The organism is Rhodoferax sp. ZS1R8 (assembly GCF_056521325.1).
The window spans coordinates 82,704-97,011 of sequence record NZ_JBWMBA010000008.1; the positions used below are offsets into that span (position 1 = coordinate 82,704).

General features: G+C 61.3%; 14 protein-coding genes and 1 tRNA gene. 8 read left to right on the forward strand and 7 right to left on the reverse strand.

Annotated features, from left to right (window positions below; translation table 11 throughout):
* Positions 1-291: 291 nt before the first annotated feature.
* The 5 genes from AC097P_RS22010 to dusB form a co-directional block, all read right to left on the reverse strand.
* On the reverse strand, positions 292-699 hold the full coding sequence (locus tag AC097P_RS22010) for a DUF2752 domain-containing protein (RefSeq protein ID WP_479612586.1): 408 nt from the start codon (positions 697-699) through the stop codon (positions 292-294).
* Entirely contained in the window at positions 692-1,270 is a 579-nt protein-coding gene (locus AC097P_RS22015) for a hypothetical protein (RefSeq protein ID WP_479612587.1), read from the reverse strand. Before AC097P_RS22015 ends, AC097P_RS22010 begins: the two co-directional genes overlap by 8 nt.
* A 185-nt stretch (positions 1,271-1,455) precedes the next feature.
* Positions 1,456-3,069 carry a bifunctional phosphoribosylaminoimidazolecarboxamide formyltransferase/IMP cyclohydrolase gene (purH, locus tag AC097P_RS22020; protein ID WP_479612588.1) on the reverse strand — a complete coding sequence of 538 codons (1,614 nt, stop codon included), beginning with the start codon at positions 3,067-3,069 and terminating at the stop codon, positions 1,456-1,458.
* A gap of 71 nt (positions 3,070-3,140) precedes the next feature.
* A complete protein-coding gene (locus AC097P_RS22025) occupies positions 3,141-3,377 on the reverse strand; it encodes a helix-turn-helix domain-containing protein (protein ID WP_479612589.1) in 237 nt (78 codons plus the stop codon).
* Positions 3,374-4,429: a tRNA dihydrouridine synthase DusB gene (dusB, locus tag AC097P_RS22030; RefSeq protein WP_479612590.1), complete on the reverse strand. Its 1,056-nt coding sequence runs from the start codon at positions 4,427-4,429 to the stop codon at positions 3,374-3,376. Before dusB ends, AC097P_RS22025 begins: the two co-directional genes overlap by 4 nt.
* Before the next feature lie 180 nt (positions 4,430-4,609).
* Here dusB and AC097P_RS22035 point away from each other — a divergent pair, with 180 nt between their 5' ends.
* On the forward strand, positions 4,610-5,083 hold the full coding sequence (locus AC097P_RS22035; RefSeq protein ID WP_479612591.1) for a YqaA family protein: 474 nt from the start codon (positions 4,610-4,612) through the stop codon (positions 5,081-5,083).
* A 43-nt stretch (positions 5,084-5,126) separates the two neighbouring features.
* Here the strand turns inward: AC097P_RS22035 and AC097P_RS22040 are convergent, their stop codons facing one another.
* Entirely contained in the window at positions 5,127-6,023 is an 897-nt protein-coding gene (locus AC097P_RS22040) for a DMT family transporter (RefSeq protein ID WP_479612592.1), read from the reverse strand.
* 19 nt (positions 6,024-6,042) lie between these two features.
* Positions 6,043-7,134 carry a redox-regulated ATPase YchF gene (gene ychF, locus AC097P_RS22045; protein WP_479612593.1) on the reverse strand — a complete coding sequence of 364 codons (1,092 nt, stop codon included), beginning with the start codon at positions 7,132-7,134 and terminating at the stop codon, positions 6,043-6,045.
* A gap of 30 nt (positions 7,135-7,164) precedes the next feature.
* Between ychF and AC097P_RS22050 the strand changes: the two genes are divergently transcribed.
* The 7 genes from AC097P_RS22050 (at position 7,165) to AC097P_RS22080 (ending at position 14,243) form a co-directional block, all read left to right on the forward strand.
* A complete protein-coding gene (locus AC097P_RS22050; protein ID WP_479612594.1) occupies positions 7,165-8,928 on the forward strand; it encodes a sensor domain-containing diguanylate cyclase in 1,764 nt (587 codons plus the stop codon).
* 53 nt (positions 8,929-8,981) lie between these two features.
* Positions 8,982-10,142, forward strand: coding sequence for an FAD-dependent monooxygenase (locus tag AC097P_RS22055; RefSeq protein WP_479612595.1), 1,161 nt, complete (start codon positions 8,982-8,984; stop codon positions 10,140-10,142).
* Positions 10,143-10,146: 4 nt separating this feature from the next.
* On the forward strand, positions 10,147-10,863 hold the full coding sequence (locus AC097P_RS22060) for a DsbC family protein (RefSeq protein WP_479612596.1): 717 nt from the start codon (positions 10,147-10,149) through the stop codon (positions 10,861-10,863).
* Positions 10,864-10,883: 20 nt separating this feature from the next.
* On the forward strand, positions 10,884-12,767 hold the full coding sequence (locus AC097P_RS22065; protein ID WP_479612597.1) for a M61 family metallopeptidase: 1,884 nt from the start codon (positions 10,884-10,886) through the stop codon (positions 12,765-12,767).
* Between the two features lie 25 nt (positions 12,768-12,792).
* Positions 12,793-13,572, forward strand: coding sequence for an enoyl-CoA hydratase (locus tag AC097P_RS22070; RefSeq protein WP_479612598.1), 780 nt, complete (start codon positions 12,793-12,795; stop codon positions 13,570-13,572).
* Between the two features lie 25 nt (positions 13,573-13,597).
* Positions 13,598-13,674 (forward strand) — tRNA-Met (locus AC097P_RS22075).
* Between the two features lie 116 nt (positions 13,675-13,790).
* The gene (locus AC097P_RS22080) at positions 13,791-14,243 is read left to right on the forward strand and encodes a hypothetical protein (protein ID WP_479612599.1); all 453 of its coding nucleotides are present in this window, start codon (positions 13,791-13,793) and stop codon (positions 14,241-14,243) included.
* The last annotated feature ends 65 nt before the right edge of the window (positions 14,244-14,308 follow it).

Consider the following 14,308-nt stretch of genomic DNA (forward strand, 5'->3'; position numbering starts at 1 on the left):
AACCAAGGAAAGGCCACTACGCCTGCAAAAAGGGTAAGCGCCAACAAAGCTATCAGTACACGTTTCATAGAGATGCCGAATGGCTAACAAATGGTGACAGCATAGGCAAAGAACTATAGCCTGCCAGATCCGCTCCGTGACTCCTCTGCCAAGAGCCGCAAAAGCCACCCGCAGAGTGCGGGGCAGTGGTCCCCGCCGATTTGTGGGCCTTTGACACCATGAGGCGGGGGCCACTGCCCCGCACTCTGCCACCACGAAGGCAGCAGCCAGACGGCATCCCAAAAGAGATAACTAGATAAGCCCTAAAAGACGCAGAACCCAACTGGCCAGAAGTACAACCAGCCCGGCCCGCCAAGCGTCAGCCCCAATCCGCCAGCGCTGCACGCGACGCCCGGTCCAAGCCTCGAAACCGAGTTGCGCTGAGTGCGCCGCCGCTATGGCCAGCAACACCATCAACCCAGGATTGAACTGCCAGGCAGTCAAGAAATTGCCATCCGCCAACGCCGCACATGCGCGCGTGCCACCGCACAGTGGACACGGTGAACCCGTCAGGTGGCGAAAGCCACACAGCGGTAAATCCCCCACGGACAGCACGAATGGAGCACCCAACAGGGCTAGCGGCCAGCCCAACGTCAGCGCGGAGCGCCATTGGCGCTCCGGCGGGCTGAGCAGCCCGCTATCGGTGCTGGTGTCAGCCAAGGGTGATGGCGGCTGGCGGGGCGCCGCCGTCGGTGAGTTGTTTGGCCATGTGGTAGCTGCCGATGAAGGCGATGGGCAGCGTCAGGATGATGCCGATGCCGCACAGCAGGCCACCAATGGAGCCGACAATGCCCAGCACCAGTGCACAAAAGACGGAACCCAGCAGATTCGCCTTGATGGCATCGAACGCGCGCTTGATCGCGTTGATACCGTCCGTCTCGCCCACTGCCACCAAATAGGCGGCGGTAGGGACCAAGGCCATGATCAGCAGGCCGGGGATGACACAAAACATGAAGCCAATGCCAACAATGATGCTGGACAGCAGCACGGCTAGCAAAGCCGGCACGAAATCGTCAAAGCCCTTGAACACGTCGGCGATCTCGGCCTTGCCGCCCTGTTCTTCGTGCTTGATCATGCGCATATAGCCCACCATCATCGGCCCGGTCAGCAAGCCGGCGGTAACCCCACCCACAATCCCGATCAACAGAGAAGTCACGATGTGGGTGACCGGGTCTTTCTTCAGACCGTTGATGCCAGCAGAAACGCAGGTACCGATATCGGGAGCAGCCATGTTTAACCTCTCTGAGAGAACGGGTTGGAAACGGGCATGCTACCACCACAAGCTGGCGTGAGGACCTACCGGCCGTCGGTTTGACCCGCAAAACAAGCTACAAAATCAATAGCGGCTTACGCCCGCTACACGAGGGCTACACCCGGATTAGGCTTATGAAGCTGGGTACAGCGGGTGGTGCCAATTCAGTGCCGGAAATGGCGCACGCCACTGAACACCATGGACACACCGCGCTCGTTGGCGGCGTCAATCACTTCTTGGTCGCGCATGGAGCCGCCGGGTTGGATGATGCAGGTGGCGCCGTGGTCGACGACCACGTCCAGGCCGTCGCGGAACGGGAAAAAGGCGTCGCTGGCAACCACAGTGCCGGCCAGTGACAGCTTGGCATGACCGGCCTTGATGCTGGCAATGCGGGCAGAGTCCAGGCGGCTCATCTGGCCAGCGCCCACACCCATGGTCATGCCGCCCTTGCAGAAAACGATGGCGTTGGACTTGACGTACTTGGCGACCTTCCACGCAAACAGCAGATCGTTCAATTCTTCGGCTGTGGGTTGTTTGGTGGTGACCACTTTCAAGTCGCTCAGGGCCAGCTCGTGGTTGTCCGCCGTTTGCAGCAGGATGCCGGAGCCGATGCGCTTCATGTCGATGGCGTTGCGGCCGTTGTCCCAATCACTCACCCCGCCCTTGGGCAGGTCGATTTGCAGGATGCGCACGTTGACCTTGGTCTTGAACACTTCCAGTGCCCCGGCGGTGAAGCTGGGGGCCATCAGCACTTCGACAAATTGCTTGGCGATCTGCTGTGCAGCAGCTTCGTCCAGTTCACAGTTCAGCGCGATGATGCCGCCGAATGCGGACGTGGGGTCGGTCTGGAAGGCCTTGTTGTAGGCGTCCAGCGCGTTGTTACCCACGGCCACGCCGCAGGGGTTGGCGTGTTTGACGATGACGCATGCTGGCGTGCCGTCAAAGCTCTTCACACATTCCCACGCCGCGTCGGCATCTGCAATATTGTTGTAGCTCAGTTCCTTGCCCTGCAACTGCTTGGCGGTAACCAGGGAACCGGGCGCGGGGTATAGGTCGCGGTACAGCGCGGCCTGTTGGTGGCTGTTTTCGCCGTAGCGCAGATCCTGCACCTTGATGAAGCGGCCGTTGGACTGGCCGGCAAACAGGTCCAGCTTGGGTGCCTGGTCACCAGCGGGCACAGACTCACCGATCTGGATAGCGGACAGGTAGTCGCTGATGGCGCCGTCGTACTGGCTGATGCGGTTGAACGCGGCAATCGACAAGCCCAGCTTGGTCTTGTCGCTGACTTTGCCATCGGCTTTCAACTCGGCAATCACGGTTGGGTACTGCGACGCGTCAGTCAGCACCGCGACGTCTTTCCAGTTCTTGGCAGCGCTGCGCACCATGGCGGGGCCGCCAATGTCGATGTTCTCGATCGCGTCTTCCAGCGTGCAACCCGGCTTGGCCACCGTGGCTTCGAACGGATACAAGTTGACCACCAAAACGTCGATCGTGCCAATCTTGTGCTCGGCCAGTGCGGCCATGTGTGCAGGCACATCGCGGCGCGCCAACAGGCCCCCGTGCACGCGGGGGTGCAGCGTCTTGACGCGGCCGTCCAGCATCTCCGGGAAGCCGGTCATCTCGGCCACTTCGGTCACGGGCAGGCCGGCTTCTGACAACAGCTTGGCAGTGCCACCGGTGGACAGCAGCTTGATGCCTTGCCCATGCAGCGCCTGGGCCAATTCAACGATGCCGGTTTTGTCAGAAACAGAGATTAGTGCGGTTTGGGATGCGTTCATGTCAGATGCGTGCCAGAGTTAGGAATCGGGAGGAAGCCTGGCAGCATCTTGCCGCACAAAGGCAAGCGGCATTAGTCGAGCAGCCGGTGTTCCAGCAGCTTCTTGCGCAAGGTGTTTCGGTTCAAACCCAGCCATTGCGCGGCCTTGGATTGGTTGTGGTCGGCCTGGGCCATGACCACTTCCAGCAGGGGTTTTTCGACCGCCCGCACCAGCATGTCGTGCATGCCGCCGGGTTCGGTGCCGCGCAGGTCCTTGAAGTAGCCTTCCAGGCTGGTGCGCACGCAGTCTTCTATGAGCTTCTTGCTCATGGTGTTGCCGTTTCCATGGTGTTGTCTCTTCCTTTGATTCCGGCCGTCAGCCCCTTGTGGGGAATGCGGTCCGTGTGTTCGTTCAAGTGGTCCAAAAATTGTTCTACTGCGGCCACCTGTGCGCCGCTGTTGTCCAGTGCATTCATCTGCGCGCGGAAGGCCTCGCCCCCCGGAAGCTCGCGCAGATACCAGCCAATGTGCTTGCGCGCCGAGCGTACGCCAATGAACTCCCCATACAGGCTGTAGTGGTCCTGCAGATGCTCGACCAGCAAGCGCCTGACCTCGCTGACCAGCGGCGGCGCAAGATGCGTGCCGGTGGTTAAAAAGTGGTTGATCTCGCGGAAGATCCAGGGCCGGCCCTGCGCGGCGCGGCCAATCATGATGGCGTCGGCGCCAGTGGCCTTCAGGACAGCCTGTGCTTTTTCGGGCGAGGTGATGTCGCCATTGGCGACCACGGGAATTTGCACCGCAGCTTTGACTGCCGCCACGGTTTCATATTCGGCATCACCTTTGTAGCCCTGCTCGCGCGTGCGGCCATGCACGGCCAGCATCTGCACGCCGGCACCTTCAAAGGCGCGCGCCAATACGACGGCATTCTTGTGGGACTGGCACCAGCCGGTGCGCATCTTCAGCGTGACCGGCACGTTGTGCGGTGCACAAGCGGCCACCACGGCTTCGACAATCGCCAGCGCCAGGGTCTCGTCCTGCATCAGCGCCGAGCCGGCCCATTTGTTGCAGACCTTCTTGGCCGGGCAGCCCATGTTGATGTCGATGATTTGTGCACCGCGTTCGATGTTGTAGACGGCGGCATCGGCCATCATCTGCGCCTCGGTGCCGGCAATCTGCACGGCGATGGGGCCGGGTTCGCCGTCGTGGTTGGCGCGGCGCGAGGTCTTCAGCGTGTCCCACAAATCGCGGCGCGATGTGACCATTTCACTGACCGCGTAACCCGCACCCAGGCGTTTGCACAACTGGCGGAAAGGCCTGTCCGTCACACCCGCCATGGGTGCGACAAACAGGGGATTCGCCATAGCGAATTGGCCGATGTGCATGTGAGGTATTTTTTGGAATTGGGGTGCGGCCGAGGCAACCGGGTTGCGGACCGGACGCCATTCTAGCTGCTCAAAATTTCAGCAATTGAAATTCTTGTGTAAATGTTTCCGGCGGTGCAATCGGGCGCTTGGTACGGCAGCGAACAGGGGCGCGGTTGGCGAACAGCCTACACTCGCGGCATGCCCGTCTGGATAGAACAATTGCTTACATTGTTGGCGCTGCCCGAGTACAGCTTGACAGCGGTATTTGTGGTGTCCTTCATCTCGGCCACGCTGATTCCGTTGGGGTCTGAGCCTATCGTCCTGGGCCTGATTCACCTCAATCACGCGATGTTTTGGCCCGTCGTGCTGGTGGCCACCGTTGGCAATACGCTGGGCGGTGCCGTGGACTGGTGGATGGGCTACGGCGCCCATAAGGTGGCCGACAAATACCAACACTCGGCCCACCACACCCGCGCGCTCGACTGGCTCAGGCGGATGGGGCCCAAGGCCTGCCTGCTGGCCTGGTTGCCACTGGTCGGAGATCCGCTGTGCGCGGTGGCCGGCTGGCTTAAGCTGCCATTCTGGCCCTGTCTCTTCTATATGGCGATTGGCAAGTTCGCCCGCTATGTGACGATGACGGCCGCCGCCATCGGCGCGTTTGGCATGTTTTGAGTTGCTATCTTTTCAATAGCTGCTTACGCACAGCTGGCGAGGGCTAGCGCACCAATACGAGCACAGTCCCCAGCACGGTGAGCGCGGCACCCAGCCATGCACCCGATGCCGGAGCGCGGCCCAGGCGCCACCACAACAGGGGCAGCACCAGCACCGGGGAGACCGAGGAAAGGATGCCCACCATGCCCACATCGCCATGCTGCAGCGCCAGAAGGATCAGGCTCATCCCCAACCCCATGCCGATGAAGCCACTCAAGCCGGTACCCGCCAACACGCGCAGCGTGGCTGGCCTGTGGGCCTGCGCCGCCGCCGCGCCCCACCACAGCAATACAAAATGTGCGGCGCACGTAGCGGCCACGCGCAGTACGGTGGCTGATACCGGATCGACGCCGCTGGCCATGACCGGCTTGGCGATGAAGGAGCCCATGGCCTGGCACAGCGCCGCCAACAGCCCCAGCGCCACGCCCGCCGCCCAGTGGCCCCGGGTGGATTCCCATGCATGCGTCTCATCGCGGCGCGTGCCCCAGGCCACCGCCGTCATCACGCCGCCCACGACCAGTGCGGCCCCCAGCATGGCCTGCGCGCCCATGCGTTCGTCCAGGAAGAAGTAGCCCAGCAGGGCGCTGAACACGGCGTGGGTTGCAAACAGCACGCCGGTGCGCCGTGGCCCCAGGCGGTTCATGGCGGCAAAGAGTGCCGTATCACCGATGAAGATGCCGACCAAGCCACTGGTGATCAGCACGCCACCCTGGGCCAGGCTCAGGCTGCGCCAGCCTTCGGTGACCAGCACAACCGGCACCAGCATGCAAAACACCAGCAGCATGCGCCAGCGCGTGAATGCAAATGCGCCCAGATGGCGCGCCTGCGGCGCTGATAGAAGGCTGGTCACCGCCCAGCAGGCGGCCGCACCCAGTGCGAGCCAGTCGTAGGACCAGGTCACGTGGTGCGCGGCGAAAGGACTAGGAGCTGAACAGGAAGTTCATGACGTCACCATCCTTGACAACATATTCCTTGCCTTCGGCCCGCATCTTGCCCGCGTCCTTGGCGCCTTGCTCGCCCTTGAATGCAATGTAGTCGTCAAAGGCGATGGTCTGGGCGCGGATGTAGCCCTTCTCAAAATCGGTGTGGATCACACCGGCCGCTTGCGGTCCGGTATCGCCGACGTGGATGGTCCAGGCACGAACTTCTTTCACACCGGCGGTGAAATAGGTCTGCAGGCCCAAGAGCTTGTAGGCCGAGCGGATCAGGCGGTTCAGGCCGGGCTCGGTCTGGCCCAGCTCTTCCAGGAACATCTGGCGGTCGTCATCGCTCATCTCCGACATCTCGGCTTCCATCTTGGCGCTGATGGCGACCACGGGCGCGTTTTGCGCGGTGGCGTAGGCAGTCAAGCGGTCCAGCATAGGATTGTTCGTGAAACCGTCCTCGGCCACGTTGGCGACGAACATCGCCGGCTTCGCAGTGATGAAGAAAAACTGCTGCAACAGCGGCAGTTCTTCCTTGCTGAAGTCCAGCGTGCGCACAGGCTTGGCCAGGTTCAGCGCGGCCTGGCATTTCTCCAGGATGGCGACGAGCTTGATGGATTCCTTGTCCCCCGATCGTGCCGTCTTGGTCACGCGGTGCAGGGCTTTTTCGGCGGCGGCCAGGTCGGCCAGGCACAGTTCGGTCTGAATGACCTCGATGTCGGAGATCGGGTCGACCTTGCCGGCCACGTGGATGACGTTGTCGTCTTCAAAGCAGCGCACCACATTGATGGTGGCATCGGTTTCGCGGATATGGGCCAGGAACTTGTTGCCCAGACCTTCGCCGGTGCTGGCGCCGGCCACCAGACCGGCAATATCGACGAACTCCACGACGGCGGGCACGATGCGCTCCGGCTTGACGATGTCGGCCAGCTGCGCCATGCGCGCATCTGGCACTTCCACAATGCCGACGTTGGGCTCAATCGTACAAAACGGGTAGTTTTCCGCGGCTATGCCGGCCTTGGTCAGGGCGTTGAACAACGTCGATTTACCAACATTGGGTAGGCCTACAATGCCACACTTCAAACTCATAAAAACCTCTAAAAAAGGGGTGTCAAGTGTATGCCATCCCTGTTGGTACGACTGCTGGTCACCGTTTGCTGCCTGTGCGGTCTTTCCGCCCAGGCCGGCCAGCCGCCCTCCGGCAACATTGTGGTGCTGGCGGACAACGTTCCATCCATGCAGATCGCCGATGCTGTCAGCACCTGGACAGATGAGGGCTCACATGCGACCTTGGAGCAGATCCTCAGCGGCGGCGCCCGTTTCAAATCCGAACCCGCACTCACACGCAACACGCTGAACAAGTACGACACCTTGTGGATCAAGCTTGTCGTCACCCGCGCGCCAGGATCTACCGCGCAGTGGACGCTGAATGTGCCCCTGCCCTTTGTAGACCATGTAGTGCTTTACAGCACGGACGCTCACGGGCGGTGGACGGCGCGGCAGGCGGGCGATACGCTGGCGCAGTCCGACTGGCACAGGCCCGGTCTGTACCCGGACTTTGACTTCGAGTTCGATCCTGCCGACACCGCCCCAAAGGATATCTACCTGCAGGTGCGTAACTTCAAAGAACTGGCAGTGCCGATTCGCCTGGCCACAGTGCGCACGCGCGAGACGCAACGTCAACAGGAATTCATCGGATTGGGGCTGATGTTTGGCGCCCTGTTGAGCATGGCTGTGCTTTCGATGTTGCGCTTCCTTGAGCACCGCAAGGCCATTGATGGCTGGGCCGCGCTGTTTGCACTGCTGATCGCGGCCACGCTGGCCCAGATTGCAGGTGTCCTCAATGCCACGGTGTGGGCGCAGATACCGATACTGGGCAATTCAGCATCCAACGCAATGCCAGTCATCGCGGTGGGCAGTACTTTGCTGTTTATCCGCAATGTTTTCGTGCTGCACGTGCACTTCCACCGCTATGACCGCTTTCTTTCCTCGGTGGGCTGGGGCACGATTGCATCGGTATTGCTGTTCGCGGTAGCCGATCGCTTCATAGCAGACAGGGTATGCGCCATCATCATGCTGTTTGCCGCCCTGATCGGAACGGGTGCCACCGTACTCAGTTGGCACCAGGGCTCTACCGTCGGGCGCTGGATGATGATTGCGCTGCTGCCCCAATTTTTTTCGCTGACATATCTGCTGTGCGAAACGGTAGGCCTGGTCCCGCTTATATGGCAGGTGCGCTATCTGACCACGGGTTTCGTCGCCATATCGATACCCATTTTGATGTACGCGCTGACCCAGCTCACCCATGACCGCAAGGAGTTGGTAGTACGCGCCAACCATCTTCCGACGCAAGATGCGCTGACAGGATTGTTGACGCCAGAGGTGTTCCAGACCCACCTGGAGGGTGCCGTTCAGCGTGCCATAGACCACCGGGAGCCGTTGGCCCTGGTCATCGTGCACGTCACCAACCACGAACACATCCGCCAGGCCTACAGCGACACCACGGCCGAGCAATGCTTGCTCCGGGCTGTTGTCAAGATTCAACGCATTCTGCGCGATGTGGATCCCGCTGGCCGCGTGGGCACCGCCCAATTCGGGCTTTTGATGGAGGGTGTTACCACCCGCAAATTTCTGACCGAGCGCATGGTCAAACTGGTCGGCTCAGGCTTGATCCCGCTTCCGGGGCTGGTGCCAGAGGTTACCCTGCACTTCCATGCAGCGTGCGTCTTGCTGCATGAGAACCCAGTCCCGCCCGAGCGGGTACTCAATGACCTGCGCGACCTATTGGCCGAGATGTCACCCAACACGCGTCGCCCCATCCGGTTCCTGGAGGCAGCGCCGACTGAAGCCTCTGCTTGGGAAACCGGTTCCAAAACCTCGTAGGGCCAAAAAGCGGGCCAACAACCCGCTGCAGCCCCAACTTTTACAATCGCCCCATGACAAGACCGTTTGATATCTGCATCCGGGGCGCAGGGATCGTCGGGCGCACCCTGGCCCTGCACTTGGCGGGCAAGCAATTGCGTGTAGCCCTAGTTGCCCCGGCACCGCTTGCGCCCCAAGCCGCCGAAGCACAGGCCACGGACGTACGGGCTTATGCCCTGAGCCTCCCCTCGCGTCGCATGCTCAAGGCCGTGCGCTGCTGGCCCGATGCACAGCACGCCACACCGGTGTTGTCCATGCAAGTGCACGGGGATGACGGCGGCCAGGTCGCTTTTGACGCAGCCAAGAACGCCGCCGAGGCATTGAACTGGATTGTGGACGTGCCGGCACTCGAAGCCCGACTGGCCGATGCGGTGCGCTTTCAACCCTTGATCGAGGTCGTTGATGCCCCCCAGCCTGCCGCCCTGACCGTGGTGTGCGAAGGCAAGGCCAGCCAGTCGCGCCAGGAGTGGGGTGTGGAATGGGACGTCACGCCCTATGACCAATGGGCGCTGGCAGCACGCGTGCAATGCGCGCTGCCCCACGCCCAGGTGGCCCGCCAGTGGTTCAACAACAAGGGAGAAATTCTCGCCTTTTTGCCTTTGGGGGGCGCCCAGGGGAACTTGTGCGCAGTTGTCTGGTCTGTCAGTCCAGAGCGTGCGCAAGCGCTGCAGGTAACCAGTGAAGAAGATTTTTGTCGCGCGTTGGAGTCTGCTGGGCATGGCGCGCTGGGCACCGTCCAATTGACCAGTGCGCGCAGGGTGTGGCCCTTGCAGCAAGCGCTGGCGCGGCGTTGGAGCGGAGTGTCGTCGCAGGGCGCATGGGTACTGGCGGGCGATGCGGCCCACACCGTGCACCCGCTGGCGGGGCAGGGGCTGAATATGGGCTTGGCCGATGTAGCCGAGCTGGTGGATAGAGTCACCGGGCGTGCCTATTGGCGCAGTGTGGGTGACGCCCGCTTGCTGCGCCAGTATGAACGGGCACGCAAGGCGGAATTTGCAGTGATGGGCCAGGCAAACGATGTGCTGCAGCAGCTGTTTACCAACCGCCACCCGGCAGTGCAGGCTATGCGCAACTGGGGTATGAACCGATTTGAAGCGAGTGGACCGATCAAGCAATGGGTTGCACGGCGCGCGATGGGCACCGCGAGCAAGCCAACCAATCACAACGAGAACTGACTATATGAAGACACTACTGAAATCCCTGCTGGCCGCATCCGTGGTTGTGCTGTGCAGCCAAGCCACGGCGCAAGAGGCACAGATCCGCAAAGCCATCGCCGAACGCCTCCCACAGCTCAAAAATGTGGATGAGATCAGTAAAACCCCAATTCCCGGCGTGTACGAGTTGCGCATCAATGGCAGCGAAATTTTCTACACCGACGCGCAGGCCAACTACCTGATCGAAGGCAACATCATCGATATACGGGCCAAACGCAACCTGACGGAGGAGCGGGTGAACAAGCTCACGGCCGTCAAATTCGACGAGCTGCCTTTCAAAGACGCATTCACTATCGTCCGCGGCAACGGCAAACGCAAGGTGGCCGTTTTTGAAGACCCCAACTGCGGATACTGCAAACGCTTCGAGCGCGACCTGCAAAAAATCGACAACGTTACCGTCTATATGTTCCTGTACCCCATCCTGGGGCCAGACTCTGCAGACAAATCCAAAGCCATCTGGTGTGCCAAGGATCAGGGCAAGGCATGGCAAGACTGGATGGTGCGCGACCAACCGGCCCCTGCGGCTAGCTGCGACACGGCGGCGCTGACACGCAACGGCGAATTTGGCCGCACTTACAAGATCACCGGTACGCCAACGCTGTTTTTCGTAGATGGCACCCGCGTACCGGGCGCGGCCGACGCAGCGCAGATCGAGAAGATGCTGTCGGGTAACAAAGGCTAGGCCGCTGGCCAGGGATGTTCATGACCACGACGCGCACAAAAGCACCTTCACGTACCCGCTCCAACCCTGCACCCGCCGTTCACTACCGTGTGGAAGTGGCCAACCTGCACGCCCACCTGTTTGGCGTCACGCTAACCATTGCCGCCCCCGCCGCGCGACAGGTGCTGCGCCTTCCGGTGTGGATACCTGGCAGCTACCTGGTGCGCGAATTTGCCAAGAACCTGCAAAACCTCAACTGCCAGCAGGGCAAGAAAACGCTGGCCGCTGAGCAATCCGACAAGGCCACTTGGACAGTGGACTGCGCGCCCGGCCAGCCCTTGATCGTGCGCTACGAGGTCTATGCATTTGACAACTCGGTGCGCACTGCGTGGCTGGACGCCACGCGCGGCTTTTTCAATGGAACAAGTCTGTGTTTGCAAGTAGAAGGGCTGCACGACCAGCCCCATGCGCTGGAACTGGTTGCTACCGAATCGATAGCGCAATGGTCAGTCGCGACGGGGGCCACCGCACAAAAAGTCAACAGGCAGGGTTTTGGAACCTACGTAAGCCCCGACTACGACACGCTGGTCGACTGCCCGTTCGAGTTGGGACCTTTCTGGAGCGGAAGCTTTGTCGCATGTGGCATACCGCACCGCTTCGTCGTGGCTGGCGCGCCACCGAGCTTTGATGGCGACAAGCTGCTGGCGGATACGCAAGCGATCTGCGAAGCGGAAATCCGCTTCTGGCATGGCGCCAACATCAAAAACAATAGCGGCTTACGCGCGTCTGGCGCGGCCCTCAGCCCGATTCCGTTTGAAAATTACGTCTTCATGCTGAATGCCGTCGCTGACGGTTATGGCGGCCTGGAGCACAAGAACTCCACCGCGCTGATCTGCAAGCGCGCCGACCTGCCCCGTTTGCCGCGCACCACGCTAGCCTCCACCACACACAAGCAACCCGAAGGCTACACCACGCTCTTGGGGTTGATCAGCCACGAATACTTCCACACCTGGAACGTCAAACGGCTACGCCCGGCCGAGCTGGCCACCTATGACTACACGCAGGAAAACTATACCGAGCTGCTGTGGTTTTTTGAAGGCTTCACCAGCTACTACGATGACCTGCTGCTACGCCGCGCTGCGTTGATCGACAACGCGACCTACCTCAAGCTCATCACCAAAACCATCAACGGTGTGGCCCAGGCGCCGGGGCGCAAGGTGCAAAGCGTGGCCCAGGCCAGTTTTGACGCGTGGATTAAGTATTACCGCCAGGACGAAAACACCGCCAATGCCACGATCAGCTACTACACCAAGGGTTCGCTGGTTGGCCTGTGCCTGGACCTGACGCTGCGCGCAGAGGGCAAAACGACTTTGGACGCCGTAATGCGCGCACTGTGGGCCCGCTGCGAAGGCGGTCCGATGTCAGAACAGGACTTGCTGGCCGTGCTGACTGCATTGGGCGGCCGGTCCTTCGCACCTGACATCACCCGCTGGGTCCACAGCACGGCGGATCTGCCGGTGGCTGCGCTGTTGGAGCGCCACGGTGTGCAGATCCATTACGAGCCCGACCAGGTAGCCCAGCAGCTGGGATTGCGTGTCAAGGAAGGCGGGAGCCTGGTCATCCAACAGGTGCTGCGCGGCGGCGTCGCTGAAAAGGCCGGCTTTGCCAGTGGCGACGAGTGGATTGCCGTGCAGCCTGCGGGCAACGATGCCCATGGCGCCTGGCGCCTGCAGTCGCTGGACGATTTCACACTGTGCGCCGGCAACGCCAAAAAAGTGACAGCCATCGTCTCACGCGACAAGCGTTTGCAGAGCCTGACATTGACGCTGCCCAAGGCCAGCCAGGCTGTGCGGCTGGCCGTCAAAGACGCGACGCTGGTCGACGCGTGGCTAGGGCCGCAGAATGCCATCACTCCCTCCAAATAAACTCCGCTGAACAGGTCCACGCAACATGAACTACGAATGCATCACCACCCGCGTCGAGGGCGACAAAGTTGCCATCATCACGCTGAACCGGCCCAAGCAACTTAATGCGCTGAACGACCAGTTGATGGACGAGCTAGGCCACGCGCTCAAGGCTTTTGACGCCGACCCGGCCATTGGCTGTATGGTCATCACCGGTAGCGAAAAAGCATTTGCTGCCGGCGCCGACATTACCGCCATGGCCAAGTTCAGTTTCGCAGATGCCTACAAGGGCGACTTCATCACCCGCAACTGGGAAACCATCCGCAGCATCCGTAAGCCCGTGATTGCTGCGGTCAGCGGCTTTGCGCTGGGAGGCGGCTGCGAGCTGGCGATGATGTGCGACTTCATCATCGCCGCCGACAACGCCAAGTTCGGCCAGCCCGAGATCAAGCTGGGCATCATCCCCGGCGCGGGCGGTACGCAGCGCCTGCCCCGCGCCGTCGGCAAGGCAAAAGCCATGGACTTGGCGCTGACCGGCCGCATGATGGACGCGACCGAGGCCGAACGCGCCGGCCTGGTGAGCCGCGTGGTGCCTCTGGACAAGTTGCAGGAAGAGGCCCTGGGCGCCGCGCTGCAGATTTGCGCCTTCTCGCAAGTCGCCACGATGGCAGCCAAAGAATCCGTGAACCGCGCGTTTGAAGGCACATTGGCCGACGGCATCGTGTTTGAACGCCGCCTGTTCCATGCGCTGTTTGCCACTGCTGACCAGAAGGAAGGCATGGACGCCTTCGTCAACAAGCGCGCCGCCAACTTTACCCACCAATAATTTTTGGTCTATAATTCTGGGCTGCGGTCGTATAGCTCAGTTGGTTAGAGCGCAGCATTCATAATGCTGATGTCGGTGGTTCAAGTCCACCTACGACCACCAAAATTCTGCAAAAAACCCGCTGTGGCCCACGCCGTAGCGGGTTTTTTATTGCTGCATTGTCAAAGGGCGTTGGCCCTAAAATCAGGCCTTCTCTCAACAGCCTCTGGACATACACCATGAACCGCTGCATTCCCTCTCTCCGTTCATTAGCTCCCGCATGGCGCGCTACGCTCCTCGCCACCGCTGTGCTATCGATGGCCGGCACCGCGTTCGCGCAGGAAGCCCAACGTGCCTTCCCCGCGGCGGCCAAGCGTGCGACGCTGCAGGTTACCTACCCGCCGGACATTTTGTTGAACGGCAAGCCTGCGCGCCTATCACCCGGTGCTCGCATCCGCGGTACCAACAATCTACTGATGGTCTCTGGTGCACTGGCCGGCCAACAGGTAGTCGTGAACTATGTGCTGGACCCTGTAGGACTGGTGCATGAGGTCTGGGTGCTCAACGCCACTGAGGCCCGGCAGCCCCGCGACGGCTCCGTCCAGCCGCCCAATTACGTGACAGACGCAGCGACGGCGACCGGCGAGGCCGGGAGCAAGTCCAGCGCCCCTGCCTACAGCACACAGCAGTAAAACCGGCCCGGCCACGGCTGGCACCGCTATCTACAAGCCAAATAGGGCTGTAGCCCTCGTGCAGA

Excerpts from the sequence above, each read along its gene's own strand:
- AC097P_RS22015 (WP_479612587.1), bottom strand. The coding sequence starts at position 1,270 with ATGGCTGCTCCCGATATCGGTACCTGCGTTTCTGCTGGCATCAACGGT.
- purH (WP_479612588.1), bottom strand. The coding sequence starts at position 3,069 with ATGAACGCATCCCAAACCGCACTAATCTCTGTTTCTGACAAAACCGGC.
- AC097P_RS22025 (WP_479612589.1), bottom strand. The coding sequence starts at position 3,377 with ATGAGCAAGAAGCTCATAGAAGACTGCGTGCGCACCAGCCTGGAAGGC.
- dusB (WP_479612590.1), bottom strand. The coding sequence starts at position 4,429 with ATGCACATCGGCCAATTCGCTATGGCGAATCCCCTGTTTGTCGCACCC.
- AC097P_RS22035 (WP_479612591.1), top strand. The coding sequence starts at position 4,610 with ATGCCCGTCTGGATAGAACAATTGCTTACATTGTTGGCGCTGCCCGAG.
- ychF (WP_479612593.1), bottom strand. The coding sequence starts at position 7,134 with ATGAGTTTGAAGTGTGGCATTGTAGGCCTACCCAATGTTGGTAAATCG.
- AC097P_RS22050 (WP_479612594.1), top strand. The coding sequence starts at position 7,165 with ATGCCATCCCTGTTGGTACGACTGCTGGTCACCGTTTGCTGCCTGTGC.
- AC097P_RS22055 (WP_479612595.1), top strand. The coding sequence starts at position 8,982 with ATGACAAGACCGTTTGATATCTGCATCCGGGGCGCAGGGATCGTCGGG.
- AC097P_RS22060 (WP_479612596.1), top strand. The coding sequence starts at position 10,147 with ATGAAGACACTACTGAAATCCCTGCTGGCCGCATCCGTGGTTGTGCTG.
- AC097P_RS22065 (WP_479612597.1), top strand. The coding sequence starts at position 10,884 with ATGACCACGACGCGCACAAAAGCACCTTCACGTACCCGCTCCAACCCT.
- AC097P_RS22070 (WP_479612598.1), top strand. The coding sequence starts at position 12,793 with ATGAACTACGAATGCATCACCACCCGCGTCGAGGGCGACAAAGTTGCC.
- AC097P_RS22080 (WP_479612599.1), top strand. The coding sequence starts at position 13,791 with ATGAACCGCTGCATTCCCTCTCTCCGTTCATTAGCTCCCGCATGGCGC.